We start from the raw sequence: 18,264 nt of genomic DNA, 5'->3' as shown, positions 1-18,264 counted from the left end.
CCGCGCCCATGCGTGGATCACGCTGTGACCTGCGTCATAGCGAGGATCTCCCGTCGCGGCGCGTGGCGCTCGAGCCCGGCCGCGACCCACTCGGGGTGGGCGGAGTACCAGTCCCGCTGGGCCGCCCGCACCTGCCCGTCGTCGACCGGGACGCCGTCGACGAGCCAGTGGGCGCGGGGCTCGGCGTCCAGCCCCAGCGCGTCGAGGACGTCGGGGTCCAGCGGCGCGCGCACCCCGCCGAGCAGCGCCCGGCCCGGGTCGTCGGCGTCGGGCGGGAGCCCGACCGCGGCCTGCACGCGGCGGGCCAGCGCGATGAGCACGGGGTTGCCGGGGTGGTTGAGGGTGTGCGCGGCGTCGGTGCCGAACCCGGCGAGCAGGTCGGCCACGCCGACGTCGGTGGCCTCCTCGCGCGCCGCCAGCTCGGCGACCGACAGCGCCGCGGCGGCCCGCAGCGCCGCGGCGTCGGGCCGCGGCGCGGGGGGCAGGCCTGCGGCGGCGGTGAGGGTGCGCAGGTCGTGGTAGGGCACGACGGGCGGCACCGCGGCCATGTCGAGGGGGTGCCGGACGATCACCGTCCACGGGTGCAGGCCCGCGTAGCGCACCACCGGCCAGCGCAGGACGCGCGCGCCCGCGGGCAGGCGCGCGGCCAGCTCGGCGGTGCCCAGCGGCAGGTCGCGGTAGCCGTCGCGGACGGGCTGGGACAGCAGCAGTGCGGTGCGGGCGAGCAGGGCGTGCAGGTGCGGCAGGTCGTCGGCGGTGAGCTCGTGCACCGGCGGCACGCGCACCGGCCGCGGCGCGAACGTCGGCGACCCGGCGAGCAGCACGCGCAGCGACTCCGCCTGGCAGTTGCCGTGCACCAGGGTCACCGGGCCGGGCTCGTCGACCAGGCCGTAGAACTCGCCGTAGTGGCGGCGGCGTCCGTGATCCATGTGACCGATGCTGCCCGGGGTTTCGCGAACCGGCGCGTCGGGGCACCTGGGGCGAGTGCGCATCGCGTCGGTCCCGTCCGGTCACGTCTACGTCCGGCACCTCGCCGACCCCGACGGCCGCGACCACGGCGTGCTCCGCCTGCCCGACCCGCCCGTGCCCGGCGCGCCGCCCGGGCGGTGGTGGCCGCCGCCGATGCTCGACCCGTCGTGGGTGCGCGAGCACTCCGACGGGTTCGACGTCCTGCACGTCCACTTCGGCTACGACGACCGCACGCCCGCGCAGCTCGCCGCGCTCGTCACCGCGCTGCGCGACGCCGGCCGGGCGCTCGTCGTCACCGTCCACGACCTGCGCAACCCCCACCACACCGATGCCGCCGCGCACGACGCCGCGCTCGGCGTCCTGGTCCCGGCGGCCGACGCGCTGCTGACCCTCACCGCCGGCGCGGCGGGCGAGATCGCCCGCCGCTGGGGGCGGGAGGCGACCGTGGTGCCGCACCCGCACGCCGTCCCGCCGGAGCGGATCGCCGCGCCCCGCCCGCCGCGCGCGGGGTTCCTCGTCGGGATGCACGCCAAGAGCGTGCGGGCCAACGCCGACCCGGTGCCGGTGGCCCGCGCGCTGGCCGCGGCCGTCGACGGGCTGCCCGGAGCGCGGCTGCGGATCGACGCGCACGACGACCCGCGCGGGCGCGCCGTCGCCTCGGCTCTGCCCGACCTGGACGTGCGCGTGCACGCCCCCTTCACCGACGACGAGCTGTGGGAGTACCTGTCCGCGCTCGACCTCTCGGTGCTCCCGTACCGCTTCGGCACCCACTCGGGCTGGCTGGAGGCCTGCCACGACCTCGGCACGGCGGTGCTGGCGCCCGACTGCGGCTTCTACGCCGAGCAGGCGCCGTGCCTGCTCTACGGCCACGACGAGCACCGCCTTGACGCCGCCTCGCTGCACGCGGCCGTGCGCCGGGCCCACGCCGAGCGCCCGGCGTGGCGGGCCGACCCGGCGGCGCGGCGGGTGCAGCGGGAGCGGATCGCGGCGGTGCACGCGGAGGTCTACCGGTCGGTGACGGCGCGGGCGGCCGCGTGAAGGTGCGCGTCGCCGCCCCCGGCCCGGCCGGGCACGGGGTGGTGCGCCACGCCGCGCTGGTGGCCGAGCGCGCGGCCGCCCACGGGATCGAGCGCGTCGACGGGGGAGCGGCGGACGTCACGCACGCCCAGTTCACCGACGCCCTCTGGGGCGCCGACATCGCTGCGGCCGCCGCCGCGTTCACCGCCTGGGCGGCCGGCGTCCCGCGCCCGCTGGTCGTCACCCTGCACGACGTGCCCGGCGCCGATCCCGACCCGGCCCGCGACGCCCGCCGCACCGCGGGCTACGCGCGGGTCGTGGCCGCGGCCGACGCCGTCGTCGTGTCCGCCGAGCACGAGGCGGCGAAGGTGGCGGCGTTCTCCGGGCGGGTCGCGACCGTCGTCGACCTGCCGGTGCCGGCACCCGTGCCCGGCGGCGCCGCGCCCGGCTGGGCCGACCGCCCGACGCTCGGCGTGCTCGGCTTCCTCTACCCCGGCAAGGGGCACGCCGAGGTGCTCGACGCCGCCGCGCGGCACCCGTCGCGGCCCCGGGTGGTCGCCGCGGGCGGGCCCTCGCCGGGGCACGGGGCACTGGTGGCGGCGCTGGCCAGGCGCGCGGCGGCGGCGGGCGTCGACCTCGTCGTCACCGGTGCCCTGAGCGACGCCGACCTCACCGCCGCGGCCCGCGCGGTGACCGTGCCGGTCGTGCCGGGGCGCTCGGTCAGCGCGAGCGGCACCCTGGCCACCTGGTGGGGGTGCGGCCGGCGCCCGCTGGCCGCGCGCGGCGCCTACGTGCGCGAGCAGGCCGCCCGCCGCCCGGGCGCGCTGACGCCCTACGACGACCTCGACGTCACCGCCGCCCTGGCCGACCCGGACGGCACCTGGCTGCCCGCCCCACCGCCGTGCGGCGCCGGCGTCGCGCACGCCGCGCTCTACCGGGGGCTGCGCGCGTGCTGATCGACGTCCCCGTCCCCGGCAACCGCTACAACCTGCTCGACGCGCACCCGGCCCCGCGCCCGCGCGTCGCGGTCGTCGTCGCGCACTACCGCCAGCCCGGGCAGCTCGCCCGCACCTGGCACGCGCTGTGCCACCAGACCCTGCCGCCGGTGGAGGTGGTGATCGCCGACGACGGCTCGGACCCGCCGCCCGCACCGCCCGCGGGCGGCCCGCCGGTGCGCGTGGTGACCCAGCCCGACCTCGGCTTCCGGGCGGCGGCCGCGCGCAACCTCGGCGTCGCGCACACGAGCGCCGAGGTGCTGGTCTTCCTCGACGCCGACACCGTGCCCGAGCCGGGGTTCCTCGAGCACCTGACCGCGCGCGTCGCCCGCAACCCCGACGTGCTCGCCGTGGGTCGCCGCCGCCACGCCGACCTCGACGGCCACCCCGTCGACGTCGACCCGCGCACGCTCCCCGAGCTGCCCGAGCCCGCCTGGCTGCGGGAGGCCTACGCCGGCAGCCGCGACCTGCTCGACGCCGACGGCACCAGCTTCCGCCACGTCATCAGCGCCGTGCTCGCGTGCCGGCGCAGCCTGTTCGACGACCTCGGCGGCTTCGACGAGCGGTACGTCGGCTACGGCGGCGAGGACTGGGACCTGGCCTACCGGGCGTGGAACAACGGGGCGGTGCTCGTGCACGAGCCCACCGCAGTGGCCTGGCACGACGGCCCGGACTGGGCGCTGCGCGGCGATGCCCCCGGGGTGAAGGAGCGGGAGGCGGCCCGGCTCGCTGCGCTCATCCCGGAGCCCGGGACGCGGAGGGGCGCACCGCCCGGCGACGTGCCCGACGTGCTCGTCGAGGCCGCCTCGGGGGCCGTGCCGTCGCTGGAGGCCCAGCACCACACCGACCTGGCCGTGGGCGGGATCGACCTGGCCGGGGGCGGGTTCGACCTGGCCGGGGGCGGGGGCTGGACGACCGACCAGCTCCGGCGCGCGCGCGTGCGGATGCGGGTCGAGCGGCCGCTGCCGCCGTGGGCGGTGGGTGCGGCGGTGCGGGCGCTGGTCGACGGCGACCTCGCGACGGTCGTCCTGCGCACCGGGGGCGTGGTGGCCGCCACCGCGTGCAGCACCCGTGCGCTCGGCCGGGCGCGGCGGTGGGGCGGGCGCGAGGTCGCGTCCGGGACGCTGGACCTCGACGTCGGGAGCGCCTGACCCTTCCTGGCACGACGGCGGCCCGCCCCGCGGTGAGCGGGACGGGCCGGAGCAGCCGTGCTGCAGGTGCCGTCAGACGGCGTTCTGCGGAGCGGCGTCGACGTCGCCGCGCCAGCCGCCCTCCTCCTTGCCGCGGGCCTCGATGAAGGTCTTGAAGTTCTCCATGTCGCCCTTGAGGCGGCGCTGCACGATGCCCAGCGCGTCGCCGGCCTTCTCGACCAGGCCCTCCGGGTCGTGGTCGAGCTGCAGGGTGACGCGCGTGGTGGCGTCGTCGATGCGGTGGAACGTCACGACGCCGGCCTGGTGGGTGCCGTTCTGGGTGGTCCAGGCGACGCGCTCGTCGGGGTGCTGCTCGGTGATCTCCGCGTCGAACTCGCGGGACACGCCGGCGATCTTGGTCACCCAGTGGGTCTTCGTCGGGGTGAGCTGGTCGATGCGCTCGACCCCGTCCATGAACTGCGGGAACGTCTCGAACTGCGTCCACTGGTTGTAGGCCGTACGGACCGGGACGTGGACGTCGACAGAGTGCTGAACGTTGGTGGCCATGCTGTCGGGGTGCCCGATCCGCCGCCACCGAAACATGATCAGCGGCGGCGCAGACCCACCCCCGCCGCGACGGCGAGAGCACCGGCCGCGGCCAGCCCGGCGGCCCGGCGGCGGCGCTCCCGGCCGGCGCCGTCCCAGCCGCCGTGGACCGCGCGCGGGGCCGGCGCGGGCTCGTAGAGGTTGCCGCTGGTGTCCGCGGCGGTACCCGGCGCCGCGAGCCCGACCTGGGCGAACTCGTCGGCCAGGATCCGCTAGGTCAGCCCGGGCGCGACGGAGTGCTGGGCCACGAAGACGCGGCCGAGCAGCCCGCCCGCCACGACCTCGCGGCGCGGGAACCGGATCTGCCCCAGCACGACCTTCGCCACCCGCTCGGGCGTGTACACCGGCGGGATCGCCCGCGCCCGGCGCCCGGAGCGGTTGGCCGCGTCGGCGAAGATCGGGGTGTCGATCGCGGCGGGCAGGACCGTGGTGACGTGCACGCCGCGCACCCCGTCGAGCCGCAGCTCCTGGCGCAGGCTCAGCCCCAGGCCGCGGATGGCGAACTTCGACATCGTGTACGCCGCGCCGCGCGGCTGCGCGATCACCCCGAGGATGGACGAGACGTTGACGACGACGCCGCGGCGCTGCGCGATCATCCGCGGCAGCGCGGCGCGGCAGCCGTGGACGCAGCCCATGGTGTTGACCTCCAGCACGCGCCGGACGTCGGCGAGCGGGGTGTCGAGCAGGGACCCGAACTGGGTCACCGACGCCGCGTTGACCCAGGCGTCGATCCGGCCGAACCGCTCCACCGCCTGCGCCGCGGCCGACTCCACCGCCTCGGCGTCGCCGACGTCGGCCGGGGCGACCACGGCCTGCGCGCCCGCGGCCGTGCACGCGGCGGCCACGTCCCGCAGGGCGTCGGCGTCGCGCGCCACCAGGACGAGGTGGGCGCCCCGCGCGGCCAGCGCCGCCGCGGTCGCCCGCCCGATCCCGCTCGACGCGCCGGTGACGACCACGACGCTGTTCCTGATCCGCATCCCGCGGCGGTACCCGGTGGGGCCGCGGGTCACGCGCGGTCAGCCGTGGACGTCGGTCGGGAACATGCTGAGGTGCGCCCCGGTGGCCCAGTCGACGAGCACCAGCGTGGCGTCGTCCTGCAGGTGGCCGTCCTGGTGGGCGAGCACGGCCGCGCCCAGGCGGCGCAGCGTCTCGGGCGCGGACAGGTGGTCGGCGGAGGCGTGCTCGGTGAACTCGACGAGGCGGTCCTCGCCGAAGAACTCGCCGTCGACGTCGCGGGCCTCCACGATGCCGTCGGAGTAGAGCAGCAGGCGGTCGCCGGGTTCGAGCTGCTCGCGGCCCACCGCCGGGGGCGGCCCGGGGAAGGTCAGGCCCAGCGGCAGCCGCGGCGCCACCGCGAGCTGCTTGACGACCCGCCCGTCGCGCACCAGCAGCGGCGCCGGGTGCCCGGCGAGCAGGAACTCCAGCACGCCGGTGGCCGTGTCCAGCCGGGCCAGCACGGCGGTGGCGAACTGGTGGGGCCCGGACTGGGAGAGGACGGCGTCGTCCGCCCGGGCGGCGATGGCCCCGAGGTCGGTCTCGCCGTCGCGGCGCGCGTTGCGCACGGCGGTGATGGCGAGCGCGGTGGTGAGCCCGGCGCGGATGTCGTGGCCCAGGGCGTCGAAGACGGCGAGGTCGACGACGTCGCCGTCAACGTTGTAGTCGTAGGCGTCGCCCGCGACCTGGTCGTGCGGTTCGAGCAGCGCGGCGACGACGACCCGGTCGGTCGCGAACGTCCGGGGCGGCAGCATCTGCCACAGCATCTCCGACGCCAGGGAGAGCGGCCCGTTGCTGCGCCAGCGCCGCAGCCGGTCGCTGTAGACGATCTTCGTCATCAGCAGGTGCCCGGTGAGGCCGGCGAGGATCCACACCCAGCGGCGCATAGCCGGGTCGTCGTCGAGGTCACCCAGGCCGACGCGCATCACACCGGCGCGGTCGGTGCCGTCGAGGATCGGCACCCACAGCACGCGGCCGCCCGCGTCGTCGAGGCCGGGGAAGATCTCGCCGAGCTGGTAGGCCCGGCCGGCCATCGTGCCGACGACCCGGACCTGCTGCTCCGCCGCCGCCCCCACCGGCACGAACCACCGCTGCGCCAGGTCGACGACCAGCACCTCGGCGGTGAGCCCGAGCGGGCGCACGGCGTCGTCGACCAGCGTCGTCAGGTCCTCACCGCGGGCGAGGTGGCCGCCGTCGACGACCTGCGCGAGGACGTGCGCCCACGCCTCGTCCCCGCCCGGTGCCGCCACCGGGCCGACCCTACCGGCGCGTCCGGGCACCGCCGAGGACCGCCTCGATGCGGGCGGCCAGGGAGGCGGGCCGGGTGAGCGGCACCATGTGGGCCCCGCCGGCCAGGGACGCGGCCGTTCCGCGCGGCGCCGCGGCGGCCAGCGCGGCGACCCAGTCGGCGGGGGCGATGCGGTCGTGGCGCCCGCGGACGACCAGCACCGGCGCCTCGACGCCCGCCAGCACGTCGCTGAGCCGCTGGCGGCGGGTCGCCGCGAACCCCCGGGCCATCGTCACCGGCCCGTTGCGCAGCCAGTCGGGCACCAGCACCGGCAGCTCCCACAGGTGCTCGTGCACCGCGGTCCTCAGCCAGCGGTGCACCAGCACGGGTGGCACGAGCCGCGGGTCGCCGGTCGGGCCCACGAGGACCAGCCCCGCGACCCGGCCGGGGGCGCGCCGGGCCGCCTCGGCCACCACGTGGCAGCTCGCGGAGTGCCCGAGCAGGACGGCGGGCCGGTCGAGCCGGTCGAGCAGGCGGCCGGCCAGCACGGCGGGGTCGAGCAGGACGCCGGACCGGCAGGGCTCCCCGTAGCCGGGCAGCCGGACGACCCCCGTCCGCCAGCCGGGCCCCAGCGCGCTCAGGGTCGGCGCGGTGGTCCGCGGGGTGAGGCCCAGGCCCGGCACGGCGAGCAGGGTGGGGCGGTCGGGCACGCGGGTCCTCCCGCTCAGCCGACCCCGGCGGCCGCCGCCGCGCGGCGCACCAGGTCGTCGTGCGCGCTCGGGTCGTCGGAGTCGACGACGGGGAACCCCGCGCGCTGCCAGGTGGCGACGGTCGCCCAGCCGCACGCGATGCCGGAGACGGTGACCGACGCGGGCGGGACCGGGGGAGGAGTCATGCCCGCCCGGATACCCGTCGCCGCGGCCGGGATGCGTCAGGACCGCGCGTTTGGAGGGGCGGAGCAGGGGTAGCCGCGACCGTGGACGGTCGGACGCGCAGCGCCCTGGTCGCCGCCGCCATGCTCGTGGCGGTGGCGGCGGGCGGCTGCGCGAGCGCGCAGCGGCCGGAGGTCGAGCGGGTCGCGGGGGAGTTCGCCGCGGCCGGCCCCGAGGCGCGCTGCGCCCTGCTCGCGCCCGCCGTCGTGGCGGTCCTCGACGCGCAGGACGGCTGCGAGACGGGCGTCGCGCAGGTCCCGGCCGGGTCGTCGGACGTCGTCGGGACCGAGGTGTGGGGCGACGACGCGCAGGTCCGGCTGCCTGGCGACACGCTGTTCCTGACCCGCACCGCGACCGGCTGGAAGGTGGTCGCCGCGGGCTGCCGCCCGGCCGCCGAGGGCCCCTACGTGTGCGCGGTGGAGGCGGGATGAACCGGGAGGACCCCATGCGCAGCGTGCGCCTGCTGTTCGCGACCTACCTGGCCGTGATCCTCGTCGGCCTGACCTACTTCACCGCGCTCGGACTGCTGGGCCGATGAACCGCGCCGCGCGCGTGCTGCGCGACAACGGGCTGGGCCTGGCGTTCGGGGGGCTGTTCCTGCTGGCACTGGCCGGGCAGGGCGTGGCCGGGCACGCGCAGTACAACGACCAGCAGGTCGCCGAGGGCTCCGACCCCGTCGGCCTGGGCGACTACCTGACGTCGTCGTCGTTCGCCGTCGACGTCGTGGAGAACTGGCAGTCGGAGTACCTGCAGTTCTTCCTCTACATCCTCGCGACGGTGTGGCTGGTGCAGCGCGGCTCGCCGGAGTCCAAGGAGCTCGACGAGACCGGCACCGAGTCCGACGCCGACCAGCTCGTCGGCCCGCACGCCCGCCCCGACTCCCCGCGCTGGGCCCACCCCGGCGACTGGCGCACCACCGTGTTCTCGCGCTCGCTCGGGCTGGTGATGGGCGCGGTCTTCCTGCTCTCCTGGGCCGCGCAGTCGGTGGCCGGCTGGGCCGCCTACAACGCCGAGCAGCTCGGCTCGCGGCAGGACCCGGTGACGTGGGCGGGCTACCTCGCCGAGCCCGACTTCTGGAACCGCACGCTGCAGAACTGGCAGTCCGAGCTGCTGGCGGTGGGGTCGATGGCGGTGCTGGCGGTGTTCCTGCGCCAGCGCGGGTCGCCCGAGTCCAAGCCCGTCGGCGCCGCGCACGGCGACACCGCGATGACCGGCTGAGGCGGACTATCCGCACGTCGCAGGGCGTTGGACGAGGGGCGATGCCGACCTCCACCTCGACCCGCCTCTGGGTCCCCCGCCGCGTCCTCGTCACCCGTTCCGCCGCCGAGCGGCCGCACACCGCGACCATCCTCGAGCGCTGCGCCGCCGCCGGCGTCACCGACGTCGAGTTCCTGCCCGCCGACCGGATCACCGGCCTGCGCGTGACGGGGCCCGACGGGGAGACCGACGAGCGCGCCACCTACGCCCGCGCCAAGTCGACGCTCGTCGTCGTCGTCAGTCCGCCGTCGCAGCGGCGCCTGCAGCCCATCCCGCCCAGCGCCGACTGGCGCCTGGACCTCGCGCAGGGCTGCCCGGCCCACTGCCAGTACTGCTACCTCGCGGGCTCGCTGGGCGGGCCGCCGGTCACCCGGGTCTACGCCGACCTCGACGCGGTCCTGGGCGCGATGGACGGGCACGTCGGCCGCGGCGGGGTGACCTCCACGTCGGCGGCCCGCGGCCACGAGGGCACCACGTTCGAGGCCTCCTGCTACACCGACCCGCTCGGGATCGAGCACGTCACCGGCAGCCTGTCCGCGGCCATCGCCCACGTCGGGACGCACGCGTTCGCGGGGCCGGTGCAGCTGCGGGCCACCACCAAGTTCGGCGCCGTCGAGCCGCTGCTCGACCTGCCCCACCACGGCAGGACCCGGATCCGCGCGTCGGTGAACGCGGCGGGCGTCGCCGGCCGCTTCGAGGGCGGCACCGACCCCGTTCCGGTCCGCCTGGCCGGACTGGGCGCGCTCGCCCGCGCCGGCTACCCCGTCGGTCTGACGATCGCGCCGATCATGCCGCGCGGCGACTGGCGCGCCGAGTACGGCGCCCTGCTCGACGCCGCCGCCGACGAGCTGGCCGGCGTGCCCGGGCTCGACCTCACCGTCGAGTGCATCACCCACCGCTTCACGCCGTCGAGCAAGGACGTGCTCGAGGACTGGTACCCGCGCACGCAGCTGGAGATGGACCCCGACGCCCGCAGCCGCAAGCGCGGGAAGTTCGGCTCGGTGAAGTACGTCTACCCCGCCGCGACGATGGCGGAGCTGCGGTCCTGGTTCGCCGACGCGCTGGAGGCGCGCATCCCGGCCGCGCGTCCGCTCTACTGGACCTGACACCCGGGCCGCACCGGGGCGTGGCCCGTCCGAGGCCGGGTACGACCTCGGAGCGCGCCGAGAGTCGGCGCGAATCCAGGAGGTCTCCATGTCCGAGCGCAACACCCTCGTCCGCAGCCTGCACGACGTCGGGCTCGCCGCCTGGTTCGGCGGCACCCTCGCCGGGGCGGTCGGGATCAACGGTGCGGCGGCCGACGTGCCCGACCGCACACAGCGCCTGCGGGTCGCCAACGCCGGCTGGGCGCGGTGGACGCCGGTCAACGCCGCCGCCATCGGGGCCCACCTCGTCGGCGGGGCCGGGCTGCTGCTCGCCAACCGCAGGCGCGTCGCCGGGCAGTCCGGCGTCGGCGCGGTGGCGCTGGCCAAGCTCGCCCTCACCGCGGCCGCCCTCGGCGTCACGGCCTACAGCCGGGCGCTGGGCAAGAAGGTGGAGCAGGGCGGCGGAGCGCCCGCCGAGGGCGGCACCACGCCCGCGGCCGACACCCCGCCCGACGTCGCCAAGGCCCAGCAGCAGCTGGCCGTCACCCAGTGGGTCATCCCGGCCCTGACCGGCGGGATCGCCGTGCTCAACGCCACCGCGGGCGAGCAGCAGCGCCCCGAGGAGCAGGCGTCCGGGTTCCTGCGCCGCTCCGCGCAGCTCGTCGGCGTGGCGAGCTGACGAGGAGCGCGTGATGGACGACGACGACGCGCCCGACGACCTGATCACCTGGCCGGACGGCAGCGCCGACCGCGCGGGCGACCTCGTCGGGCGCGCCGTCGTCGACCGCCACGGCACGATCCTGGGCCGCCTCGACGGGCTGCACCCCGCCACCGGGCGGCCCCGGTGGGGTGTGGTCGTGGCGGTGTTCGGCCGCCGCGCCGTGCCGCTCGCGGGGCTGCAGCGCCACGGCCGCGGGGTGCAGGTCGCGGTCGACGCGCAGCAGGTCCAGGCCGCGCCGGTGACGGACCCGGAGTCCCTGGACCTGCCCTCCTTCGGCGACGGCGAGCAGCGGTTGGTGCGCCACTACGGGGGGCGGGCGGGGGAGCCGGTGTCGTAGTTGCACCGGGCGCTGACACCTCGCACACCGGGTGGTGACCTCGCACAGGGTCGGCGTCGTGCGAGGTGCGCACCGGGTGTGCGAGGTCGGAGCGCGTCGGCCCCCTCAGGCCCCCTCCGGCGTCAGCAGGTCGCCCTCCCGCACGGCGTCCAGGGCGAGCGTCTTGTAGCCGTGCTCGGCGAACAGCACGGTCACCCGGTCGTCCTCGGCCGACATCACCACCCCCGACCCGAACTGCGGGTGCTCCACGCGCTCCTGCGCGTCCGGCGCGGCGCCGTCGGGGTCGGCGCGGGTGGAGCGCCCGGCGTCGCAGTTGTCGCAGCGCCCGCACGGTTCGGGGTGCTGCTCGCCGAAGTAGCCCAGCAGCAGCCGGCGCCGGCAGTCGGTGGTCTCGGCGTAGGCGCGCATCATGTCGATCCGCGACCGCACCGTCTCGCGCCGCCGCTGCGCCACCTCCCCGGCCCGCGCGACGGCCTCCGCGCGGTCCGTCCCGGTCGCCGCCACGCGGCCGTCCCCGTCGACGGTGAGCGCGCCCGCCTGCTCCAGCAGGTTCACCGCGGTGGTCCGGCGCCGGGCCGAGAGCCCGGAGCGCCTGCCCAGCTCCGCCGGCCGCGCCGGCCCCTCCTCCAGGGCGGTGAGGACGGCGTGCAGCGCGTCGGGCTTGAGCCGGCGCGCGGTGAGGAAGCGCTGCAGGTGCAGGTCGCCCGCGTGGTGGTGGAGCTCGATGGTTGCCGGGTCGTCGTCGCGGCCGGCGCGGCCGATCTCCTGGTAGTAGGAGTCGATCGACGCCGGCGAGGCGGCGTGCACGACGAACCGCACGTCCGGGCGGTCGATCCCCATGCCGAACGCCGACGTGGCGACGACGACGTCGGCGGCCCCGGACCGGAACTCCTCGTGCACGCGGTCGCGGTCGGCCCGGCGCATCCCCGCGTGGTAGGTCGCGGCGCGGATCCCGCGGGCGGTCAGCGCCTCGGTGTGCCGGGTGGTGGCGGTGCGCGTCGCGCAGTACAGCAGCCCCGTCCCGCCGTCGCCCACGAGCTCGGCGACCCGCTCCACGACCTCGCGGTCGCGGAGGTCCTCGTCGGCGTGCACGGCGGCGGCCAGGTGCAGGTTGGGGCGGTCGAAGCCCGCCGTCACCTCGCGGGGGTCGCGCAGGCCCAGGCGCTCGACGATGTCGGCGCGCACGGGCGGGGCCGCCGTCGCCGTCAGCGCGACGACCGGCGGGTGCCCGAGCCGCTCCACGACGTCGGCCAGGCGCAGGTAGTCGGGCCGGAAGTCGTGGCCCCACTCCGAGACGCAGTGCGCCTCGTCGACGACGAACAGCGCGGGCGCCACCGCCGCCACCCGCTCCACGACGTCGTCGCGCGCGAGCTGCTCGGGGGACAGGAACAGGTACCGGGCCCCGCCCGACTCCACCGCCTCCCACGCCCGCTTGTTGTCCGACGCCTTCTGCGTGGCGTTGACCGCCACCGCGGGCGGCGGGCCCGCCCCGTCGGCGAGGGCGTCGTCGAGGCCCTCGCGCTGGTCGCGCTGCAGCGCCACCAGCGGGGAGACGACGACCGCCGGGCCGTCGCGCAGCAGCGCGGGCACCTGGTAGATCGCCGACTTCCCCGAACCGGTCGGCAGCACCGCCAGCACGTCGCGCCCGGCCGCCGCCGCCTCCATCGCCTCCAGCTGCTCGGGGCGCAGCTCGGGCAGCCCGAACGCGTCCGCCGCCACCCGCTGCAGGTCCGATCGCATGCTCACCGGCCCCACGTACCCGCCGGGGAGCCGCTCACCCGCGCTGTTTCGCACCCCGCGCCCACGGGGAAGCCCCAGCGGTGAGGGTGCCGTTCCTGCGCCGGCTGGGCCGGTCCTTCCCGGGCAGCGACCTCGCCCTGTGGGCGGCGGGCGTCACGTTCTTCGGGATCCTCGGGATCGTCCCCGCGGTGCTGGTCGCGCTGCGGCTGGCCGCGGCGCTCGTGGGCGCCGACGCGGTCACCACCGGCGTCGCGACGGCCGTCACGGGCCTACCGGGCGGGCACGGCACGCCGCAGGCGCTCGCCACGCTGACCGCCACGGCCGTCGGGCTGTCCTGGCTCGAGGTGCTCGTCGCGCTGTTCCCGGCGAGCCTCTACGGCGAGGGCCTGCGCCGCGGGTTCGGACAGCTCGCCCCGGGCGACGGCGGGCGCTTCACGGGCTGGCGCGGCCGGCTGGGCCTGCTTCCCGCGCTGGCCGTCGGGCCGCTGCTGGTGCTGCTCCTGCTGGCCGCGGCGCCCGTCGTCGCCCCGCTCTACGCCGCGGGCGGGGAGCGGCTGGCGCTCGGCGTCGTCGTGGCGTTCCACGTCGTGTGGATCGTCGTGTCGGTCGGGCTCACGCTGGTCTACGGGCTGGTCGGCGAGGGCCGGCCCGCTGCGCTCCCGCTGCTGGTCGGGGCGTTCTCCACCGGCGCGGTGCTGGCGGGGTTCCTCCAGGGCTTCCTGCTGTTCCTGGCCATCCCGGTCGAGTGGTCGGCGCCGTTCGGCGGGCTGCCGGTGTTCGGGGCCGTCGCCGCGCTGGCGCTCTGGCTCTACCTGCTCCACCTGCTGGTGCTCGTCGGGTTCCGGCTCACGCGCGTGCTCGGGGAGATCCACGAGGCCCGCCGCAGCAGCGCCACCGCGAACGGGACGGCGACGAGCCCCATCACCAGCCCGCCGACGAGCGCGGAGCCGGGGAGCCCGAAGAACGCGCCGTGCGCGAGCACCGAGGAGCCGTAGGTCCACAGGTACAGCGCCGCGGCGGGTCCGGACGGCCCGTCGGACGGCCCGACCAGGCGGTGCAGCAGCCCGACCATGAGCACGGAGACGAGCACCCAGCCGGCGTAGTTCGTCAGCGGGACGCCCGGCACGAGCGGCAGCGCGGGGGAGGGGTCGGCCCAGGTCCAGTGCCCGGCGTCGACCATCTGGGGGTCGAGGAACACGTCCCACACCGCCAGCGCCGCGCCGCCGACCAGCGCCACGCCCGCGCCGCCGCGGGCGAGGGTCCGGCCGACGACGAGCGCGGGCCAGGCCATCATCACCCAGGCCAGCGGCACGACGACCGGCACGCCGGCCACCTCCGCGCCGAGCGTGCCGCTGTAGGCGTACTCCCCGAACGGCAGCCCGGTGGCCAGCCCGACCGACTCGGCCAGCAGCCCCCCGCCCCCGGCCACGGCGAGCAGCACCGCGGCGCCCCGCGCGCCGTGGCGGCGGGCCGCGTCGGCGACCGACGCGGCCGAGAACAGCAGCACCGACGTCACCGTCACCGGCGTGAGCGCCCCGTCCGGCACCAGCGGGTAGACGATCTGCACGAGCACCGCGGCCCCGACGAGGGACCACACGGCGGCGGCCCCCACCACGGGCAGGCCGAACGGGCGGGCGGCGGGGGAGCCCGCGGCGAGGGACGACACCCCGGGGCGGTACCCCGGATCATCGATCTCAAACGGCGGTGATCACCATGGCGTCCCCGCGCGCCGCGGTCGCGCACCGGTCCTACGCTCGCGATCGATGCCGTCCACGAACCCCTCCGACCCGCTCCGGGCCGTCGCGCGGGCCCTCGTGCGCACCGGCGCCGCGCTCGCCGTGGCCGGGACCGCGCACCTGCTCGTCAACGTCCGCGCCCTGCGCGTGCCGCCGCGGCACCCGGTGCCGGTCGTCGAGCCCGTCTCGGTGCTGCTGCCCGCCCGTGACGAGGCCGCCCGGGTCGGGCCGACGGTGGCGTCGGTGCTGGCGCAGGAGGGCGTCGCGCGGATGGAGCTCCTGGTCCTCGACGACGGCTCCACCGACGGCACGGCCGACGTCGTGCGGGCGGCGGGCGCGGGCGACCCGCGCCTCACCGTGCGCACCGGCGAACCACCCCCCGCCGGCGTGCTCGGCAAGCCGCACGCGTGCGCGCAGCTCGCCGCGGCCGCGGGCGGGAGCGTGCTCGTGTTCGTCGACGCCGACGTGGTGCTGGCCCCGCACGCGGTGGCCGCAGCCGTCGGGATGCTGCGGGGCGGGCGGCTCGACCTGCTGTGCCCGTGGCCGCGGCAGGTGGCCGACGGGCCGGGTCCGCGGCTGCTGCAGCCGCTGCTGGCCTGGTCGTGGATGGTGACGCTGCCCCTGCGCGTGGCCGAGCGCTCGCCCCGCCCGTCGATGGTGGCGGCCAACGGCCAGTTCCTCGTCGTCGACGCCGCCGCGCTCGCCGCCGCGGGCGGGTTCGCCGCCGTCGGCACCCAGGTGCTCGATGACATCGGCCTCGCCCGTGCGGTCAAGCGCTCCGGCGGGCGGGTCGGGGTCGCCGACGGCAGCGCGCTCGCCTCCTGCCGGATGTACGACGGCTGGGCCGACCTCAGCGCGGGCTACCGCAAGTCGCTGTGGGCTGCGTTCGGACCGCCGGCGGCGTCGGCGGCGATCGCCGCGCTGCTCGCGCTGGCCTACGTCGTGCCGCCGGTGGCGGCGCTGGCCGGGTCTCGAGCGGGGCGCGTCGGCTACGCGGCGGCGGTGCTGGGGCGGGTCGTCGCGGCGCGCCGCTCCCGCGTCCGGGCCTGGCCCGACCCGCTCGCGCACCCGCTGTCGGTGGCGGCCCTGCTCGTCCTGTGGGCGCGGTCGTGGGCCGGGCACCGGCGCGGGTCGCTCCGCTGGAAGGGACGCGCCCTGTGAGCCGGGTCGTCGTCATCGGGGCCGGGGTGGGCGGGCTCGCCGCGGCCGCGCGGCTCGCCGCGCAGGGGCACCGGGTGGCGCTGCACGAGCGGTCGTCCACCCACGGCGGCAAGCTCGGGTCGTTCGAGCGCGACGGCTTCCGGTTCGACACCGGCCCGTCCCTGCTCACGCTGCCCGGCGTGTTCGACGACCTGTTCGCCGAGACCGGCGGCCCGTCCGGGCTCGACGTCGTGCCGGTCGACCCGGTCTGCTCCTACCGCTTCGCCGACGGCACCGCGCTGGACATGCCGCACGACCCGGCCGCCGTCCCCGCGGCGCTGGACGCGGCGCTGGGCCCCGGCGCCGGGGCGCAGTGGTCGGCGCTGCACCGGCGCGGCGCCCGCCTGTGGGACCTCGTCGGCGAGGACGTGCTGAGCCGCCCGCTCGACGGCGTCGGCGACCTGCTCCGGTTCTCCCGCCGCGTGCGCGACCTGCGCGTCATCGCGCCGTGGCGGACGCTGCGCGGCCTCGGCCGTTCGATGCTCCCCGACCCGCGGCTGCGCGCCTGGTTCGACCGCTACGCCACCTACTCCGGCTCCGACCCGCGCCGGACCCCGTCGGTGCTCTCCGTGACGCCGTACGTCGAGCAGCGGTTCGGCGCGTGGTACGTCCGCGGCGGGCTGCGCGGCCTCGCCGACGCGCTGCTGGAGCGCTGCCGCGCGCTCGGCGTCGAGGTGCACCTGGGCTCCGAGGTGACGGGTGTGACGGTCGCGGACGGGCGCGTGAGCGGGGTGACGACCGTGGGCGGGAGCGTGCCGGCCGACGTCGTCGTGTGCGACGCCGACGCGTCCGTGCTCTACGACCACCTGCTGCCGCGCCGGCTCGGCGCGGGCGTGCGCCGCGGGCTGCGCCGGGCGCCGCGGTCGCTGTCGGGGTTCGTGCTGCTGCTGGCGCTGGAGGGTCACGAGCCCGGGCCCGCGCACCGCGTGTGGTTCCCCCGCGACTACGACGCCGAGTTCGACTCCGTCCTCGGCCGCCGCCCGGCGCCGGTGGCCGACCCGACCGTCTACGTCCACGCCCCCGACGACCCCGCCCTTCGCCCGGGCGGCGCCGAGGGCTGGTTCGTCCTGGTCAACGCGCCGCCGCACGCCCCGGGTCGCGGCGTCGACTGGGACGAGGCGGGCCTGGCGGAGCGCTACGCCGACCACGTCCTGGGCGTCCTCGCCGCCCGCGGCACCGACGTGCGCGGCCGCGTCCGGTGGCGCGAGGTGCGCACCCCGGCCGACCTCGAGCGCGAGACGGGCACCCCCGGCGGCGCCATCTACGGGACGGCGTCGCACGGGCCGCGCGCGGCGCTGCTGCGCCCGGCCAACCGCTCCCCGGTGCCGGGCCTCTACCTCGTCGGCGGCTCCGCGCACCCCGGCGGCGGGCTCCCGCTCGTCGCGCTGTCGGCGTCGATCGTGGCCGGGCTGGTCGGGCCCGCCTGACCCGGGGCCCGGCGACCCAGTCCTCTCCGCACCCCGACGCCGACGTGCACCAGCCCGGCGACGCCCACGACCACCCAGCCGCCGGCGCACACCGTCGCCCACGCCCACCCGGTCCACGGCGTCCCGGCCGGGAACAGGCCCGTCCCCAGCGCGGCGACGGCCACCACGATCACGCGCGTGGGCCGCTCCTGCACCGTCACCGCGCCGGGCCCGCGCATCCCGGCGGCCTGGGCGCGGGCGCGCACGTACTCGTGGAGGAGCACCAGCGCGGCCGCGGCGGCGCACAGCGCGGGCGGGGCGCCGAGCACCAGCAGCACGGCGGCGAACGCGAGGTCGCCCAGGCGGTCGGCCGTCGCGTCCACGACCTCCCCGAGCGGGCGCGCCTTCCCCGTGTGCAGCGCGACGGCGCCGTCGAGGCCGTCGAGCAGGCCGGTCAGGACGACCAGGAGGGCGGCGAGCAGCGGCCACGCCCCGCCGGCCGCAGCCGCCCCGACCGCCCCCGCCGCGCACAGCACCCCGGCCACCGACAGGGCGTCGGGCGGGATGCGCGCGACCGGCCGGGTCCGGGCGATCCCCTGCACGACCCCGAGCCACACCCGCACGGGCGGCGACAGCCGGACCCCGCCGTGCTGGGTCGCCCACGCCTCGCGTCCGTCCACGGCGCCAGCGTCGCAGGGGTCCGCCGGATCCGCCGCACGGATTCGTCCGCATCGTGTGTGTGGTCCGCACACGGGGGGTAACGCTCATTCCGACACCGGACGGGGACGCCCGACCGGGTCGACGGGGAGACACGGCGCCCGGCTGCTGCCGGCACCGCACGCGTGGCGACGGCGGCTGCACAGCCTGCACCGGACCCACTGGGCTCCCCACCCACATCTAACGGTCCCGAGG

At 77.7% G+C, this 18,264-nt stretch carries 19 protein-coding genes and 1 pseudogene; 11 read left to right on the top strand and 9 right to left on the bottom strand.

Going from position 1 to position 18,264, the window contains the following annotated elements:
* Positions 1 to 17: 17 nt before the first annotated feature.
* Complete coding sequence (locus HOP40_RS00985; protein WP_172153956.1) at positions 18 to 929, bottom strand: WcbI family polysaccharide biosynthesis putative acetyltransferase; 912 nt, start codon at positions 927 to 929, stop codon at positions 18 to 20.
* A gap of 55 nt (positions 930 to 984) precedes the next feature.
* Here HOP40_RS00985 and HOP40_RS00980 point away from each other — a divergent pair, with 55 nt between their 5' ends.
* The 3 genes from HOP40_RS00980 to HOP40_RS00970 are packed head-to-tail and all read left to right on the top strand — an operon-like array spanning position 985 to position 4,132.
* A complete protein-coding gene (locus tag HOP40_RS00980) occupies positions 985 to 2,007 on the top strand; it encodes a glycosyltransferase family protein (protein WP_240157449.1) in 1,023 nt (340 codons plus the stop codon).
* On the top strand, positions 2,004 to 2,942 hold the full coding sequence (locus HOP40_RS00975; protein ID WP_172153954.1) for a glycosyltransferase family protein: 939 nt from the start codon (positions 2,004 to 2,006) through the stop codon (positions 2,940 to 2,942). Before HOP40_RS00980 ends, HOP40_RS00975 begins: the two co-directional genes overlap by 4 nt.
* Positions 2,936 to 4,132: a glycosyltransferase family 2 protein gene (locus HOP40_RS00970; protein ID WP_172153953.1), complete on the top strand. Its 1,197-nt coding sequence runs from the start codon at positions 2,936 to 2,938 to the stop codon at positions 4,130 to 4,132. Before HOP40_RS00975 ends, HOP40_RS00970 begins: the two co-directional genes overlap by 7 nt.
* Positions 4,133 to 4,204: 72 nt before the next feature.
* Here the strand turns inward: HOP40_RS00970 and HOP40_RS00965 are convergent, their stop codons facing one another.
* From HOP40_RS00965 to HOP40_RS00945, 5 genes are all read right to left on the bottom strand, one after another.
* Positions 4,205 to 4,678: an SRPBCC family protein gene (locus HOP40_RS00965; protein WP_172153952.1), complete on the bottom strand. Its 474-nt coding sequence runs from the start codon at positions 4,676 to 4,678 to the stop codon at positions 4,205 to 4,207.
* A 251-nt stretch (positions 4,679 to 4,929) separates the two neighbouring features.
* Complete coding sequence (locus HOP40_RS00960; protein WP_205347043.1) at positions 4,930 to 5,694, bottom strand: SDR family NAD(P)-dependent oxidoreductase; 765 nt, start codon at positions 5,692 to 5,694, stop codon at positions 4,930 to 4,932.
* A 39-nt stretch (positions 5,695 to 5,733) separates the two neighbouring features.
* Complete coding sequence (locus HOP40_RS00955; RefSeq protein ID WP_172153951.1) at positions 5,734 to 6,960, bottom strand: PP2C family protein-serine/threonine phosphatase; 1,227 nt, start codon at positions 6,958 to 6,960, stop codon at positions 5,734 to 5,736.
* Between the two features lie 10 nt (positions 6,961 to 6,970).
* Entirely contained in the window at positions 6,971 to 7,648 is a 678-nt protein-coding gene (locus HOP40_RS00950; RefSeq protein WP_172153950.1) for an alpha/beta fold hydrolase, read from the bottom strand.
* A gap of 14 nt (positions 7,649 to 7,662) precedes the next feature.
* Entirely contained in the window at positions 7,663 to 7,833 is a 171-nt protein-coding gene (locus HOP40_RS00945; RefSeq protein ID WP_172153777.1) for a hypothetical protein, read from the bottom strand.
* Between the two features lie 81 nt (positions 7,834 to 7,914).
* Here HOP40_RS00945 and HOP40_RS00940 point away from each other — a divergent pair, with 81 nt between their 5' ends.
* From HOP40_RS00940 to HOP40_RS00920, 5 genes are all read left to right on the top strand, one after another.
* A complete protein-coding gene (locus HOP40_RS00940) occupies positions 7,915 to 8,301 on the top strand; it encodes a hypothetical protein (RefSeq protein ID WP_172153949.1) in 387 nt (128 codons plus the stop codon).
* Between the two features lie 103 nt (positions 8,302 to 8,404).
* Positions 8,405 to 9,088 carry a DUF6766 family protein gene (locus HOP40_RS00935; RefSeq protein WP_172153948.1) on the top strand — a complete coding sequence of 228 codons (684 nt, stop codon included), beginning with the start codon at positions 8,405 to 8,407 and terminating at the stop codon, positions 9,086 to 9,088.
* A 41-nt stretch (positions 9,089 to 9,129) separates the two neighbouring features.
* Complete coding sequence (locus tag HOP40_RS00930) at positions 9,130 to 10,233, top strand: spore photoproduct lyase family protein (protein WP_172153947.1); 1,104 nt, start codon at positions 9,130 to 9,132, stop codon at positions 10,231 to 10,233.
* Positions 10,234 to 10,321: 88 nt separating this feature from the next.
* Positions 10,322 to 10,891, top strand: a complete 570-nt coding sequence (locus HOP40_RS00925; protein ID WP_172153946.1) for a hypothetical protein — start codon at positions 10,322 to 10,324, stop codon at positions 10,889 to 10,891.
* Positions 10,892 to 10,904: 13 nt separating this feature from the next.
* Positions 10,905 to 11,270 (top strand): hypothetical protein, encoded by a 366-nt coding sequence (locus HOP40_RS00920; protein WP_172153945.1) that lies wholly within the window; start codon positions 10,905 to 10,907, stop codon positions 11,268 to 11,270.
* 105 nt (positions 11,271 to 11,375) lie between these two features.
* On the opposite strand, the gene HOP40_RS00915 is transcribed toward HOP40_RS00920, so the two are convergent.
* Positions 11,376 to 13,010: a RecQ family ATP-dependent DNA helicase gene (locus HOP40_RS00915; protein WP_172167640.1), complete on the bottom strand. Its 1,635-nt coding sequence runs from the start codon at positions 13,008 to 13,010 to the stop codon at positions 11,376 to 11,378.
* Between the two features lie 80 nt (positions 13,011 to 13,090).
* Here HOP40_RS00915 and HOP40_RS35730 point away from each other — a divergent pair.
* Positions 13,091 to 13,810 (top strand): annotated as a pseudogene (locus tag HOP40_RS35730) (YhjD/YihY/BrkB family envelope integrity protein); the annotation flags it as partial.
* 8 nt (positions 13,811 to 13,818) lie between these two features.
* On the opposite strand, the gene HOP40_RS00910 reads toward HOP40_RS35730, so the two are convergent.
* Positions 13,819 to 14,676: a carotenoid biosynthesis protein gene (locus HOP40_RS00910; protein ID WP_240157448.1), complete on the bottom strand. Its 858-nt coding sequence runs from the start codon at positions 14,674 to 14,676 to the stop codon at positions 13,819 to 13,821.
* A gap of 97 nt (positions 14,677 to 14,773) precedes the next feature.
* Here HOP40_RS00910 and HOP40_RS00905 point away from each other — a divergent pair, with 97 nt between their 5' ends.
* Positions 14,774 to 15,907: a glycosyltransferase family 2 protein gene (locus tag HOP40_RS00905; protein WP_172153944.1), complete on the top strand. Its 1,134-nt coding sequence runs from the start codon at positions 14,774 to 14,776 to the stop codon at positions 15,905 to 15,907.
* Positions 15,904 to 17,373 carry a phytoene desaturase family protein gene (locus HOP40_RS00900; protein WP_172153943.1) on the top strand — a complete coding sequence of 490 codons (1,470 nt, stop codon included), beginning with the start codon at positions 15,904 to 15,906 and terminating at the stop codon, positions 17,371 to 17,373. Before HOP40_RS00905 ends, HOP40_RS00900 begins: the two co-directional genes overlap by 4 nt.
* Here HOP40_RS00900 and HOP40_RS00895 read toward each other — a convergent pair.
* Positions 17,280 to 18,032 carry a CDP-alcohol phosphatidyltransferase family protein gene (locus HOP40_RS00895; RefSeq protein WP_240157447.1) on the bottom strand — a complete coding sequence of 251 codons (753 nt, stop codon included), beginning with the start codon at positions 18,030 to 18,032 and terminating at the stop codon, positions 17,280 to 17,282. The two genes, HOP40_RS00900 and HOP40_RS00895, sit on opposite strands and share 94 nt — an antisense overlap.
* Positions 18,033 to 18,264 lie beyond the last annotated feature (232 nt).

This window comes from Pseudonocardia broussonetiae (genome assembly GCF_013155125.1).
Lineage (GTDB): Bacteria > Actinomycetota > Actinomycetes > Mycobacteriales > Pseudonocardiaceae > Pseudonocardia > Pseudonocardia broussonetiae.
The sequence above is the reverse complement of the archived record's forward strand: the minus strand, read 5'-3'. Positions and strand labels throughout refer to the sequence as shown.

What these genes read in the sequence shown, in the direction of transcription:
- HOP40_RS00985 (WP_172153956.1), bottom strand. Translation starts at nt 929, where the DNA reads ATGGATCACGGACGCCGCCGCCACTACGGCGAGTTCTACGGCCTGGTC.
- HOP40_RS00965 (WP_172153952.1), bottom strand. Translation starts at nt 4,678, where the DNA reads ATGGCCACCAACGTTCAGCACTCTGTCGACGTCCACGTCCCGGTCCGT.
- HOP40_RS00960 (WP_205347043.1), bottom strand. Translation starts at nt 5,694, where the DNA reads ATGCGGATCAGGAACAGCGTCGTGGTCGTCACCGGCGCGTCGAGCGGG.
- HOP40_RS00945 (WP_172153777.1), bottom strand. Translation starts at nt 7,833, where the DNA reads ATGACTCCTCCCCCGGTCCCGCCCGCGTCGGTCACCGTCTCCGGCATC.
- HOP40_RS00935 (WP_172153948.1), top strand. Translation starts at nt 8,405, where the DNA reads ATGAACCGCGCCGCGCGCGTGCTGCGCGACAACGGGCTGGGCCTGGCG.
- HOP40_RS00930 (WP_172153947.1), top strand. Translation starts at nt 9,130, where the DNA reads ATGCCGACCTCCACCTCGACCCGCCTCTGGGTCCCCCGCCGCGTCCTC.
- HOP40_RS00925 (WP_172153946.1), top strand. Translation starts at nt 10,322, where the DNA reads ATGTCCGAGCGCAACACCCTCGTCCGCAGCCTGCACGACGTCGGGCTC.
- HOP40_RS00920 (WP_172153945.1), top strand. Translation starts at nt 10,905, where the DNA reads ATGGACGACGACGACGCGCCCGACGACCTGATCACCTGGCCGGACGGC.
- HOP40_RS00915 (WP_172167640.1), bottom strand. Translation starts at nt 13,010, where the DNA reads ATGCGATCGGACCTGCAGCGGGTGGCGGCGGACGCGTTCGGGCTGCCC.
- HOP40_RS00905 (WP_172153944.1), top strand. Translation starts at nt 14,774, where the DNA reads ATGCCGTCCACGAACCCCTCCGACCCGCTCCGGGCCGTCGCGCGGGCC.